Origin of the sequence: Rahnella perminowiae (assembly GCF_019049755.1) — a bacterium.
In the GTDB taxonomy this organism is placed as follows: Bacteria; Pseudomonadota; Gammaproteobacteria; order Enterobacterales; family Enterobacteriaceae; genus Rahnella; species Rahnella perminowiae.
On the sequence record NZ_JAFMOS010000125.1, the window covers coordinates 1 to 862 of the forward strand.

Annotated in this window: 1 protein-coding gene; it reads left to right on the plus strand. The window is 45.8% G+C overall.

Annotated elements, in window-relative coordinates; translation table 11 throughout:
- Positions 1–4: 4 nt before the first annotated feature.
- Positions 5–682, plus strand: coding sequence for a GNAT family N-acetyltransferase (locus tag J1785_RS00665; protein WP_217218566.1), 678 nt, complete (start codon positions 5–7; stop codon positions 680–682).
- Positions 683–862: the final 180 nt, after the last annotated feature.

The following is an 862-nucleotide window of genomic DNA, read 5'->3' on the forward strand; positions in this document are numbered from 1 at the left end:
GACATTGGGTAAAGAATTACCCGACTGGCAGCCACATGCGCTTCCTCAAAAAGTTATCCTCAGAGGAAAATATTGCTATCTTGAGCCAATTGACGTTAAGCATAGCCGGGACTTATTCGATGCCTGGCACAGTATTGATGATGAGCGTGACTGGACGTACTTTCATATTAAACGCCCCGTCACTATCAAACAGTGCGATTACTACATCGCTTCTCTTGCCGCAAGCAAGGATCCCATTTTTTACGCAGTAATCAATATATCTACAGGTAAAGCTGTTGGATTTCTTGCCCTACAGCGAATGGATCCTGATAACGGTTCTGTAGAGATAGGCTGGATTAACTGGTCACCGCTGATGAAACGCACCTTTTGCAGTACTGAGGCCATATTCCTATTGCTCTATTATGTACTGGAAACATTACGGTATCGCCGGTGTGGATGGAAATGTGACAGCCTGCATGAGGCAGCGATCAGTGCGGCAGAAAGACTCGGATTTACCTATGAAGGTACTCTCAGACAAACACAGGTTTCAAAGGGGCACAGCCGTGATGTCCGCTGGTATTCTATCATCGACTCTGAATGGGATGGCATCAGACAGGCTATGGAGCTTTGGTTAAGTCCCTCTAATCTTGACGAACGAAGAAAACAAAAACACCGGCTGGCCGAATTTATGCCTCACCTCTGACAGGTACATCATTGCCAACGATGCGCACTGCTTCCAGATCAGCAGTGCGCATCATAGCTTAAGGTCAGACACCTGATTATCTGAAGATGAGCCGCCCTCCTCCTCCCGTTAAATTTTAACTCACTTTCTTTTTTATCCACTTTTCCACAGGCCAGATCCAATAATAAGATCCTATAGAGA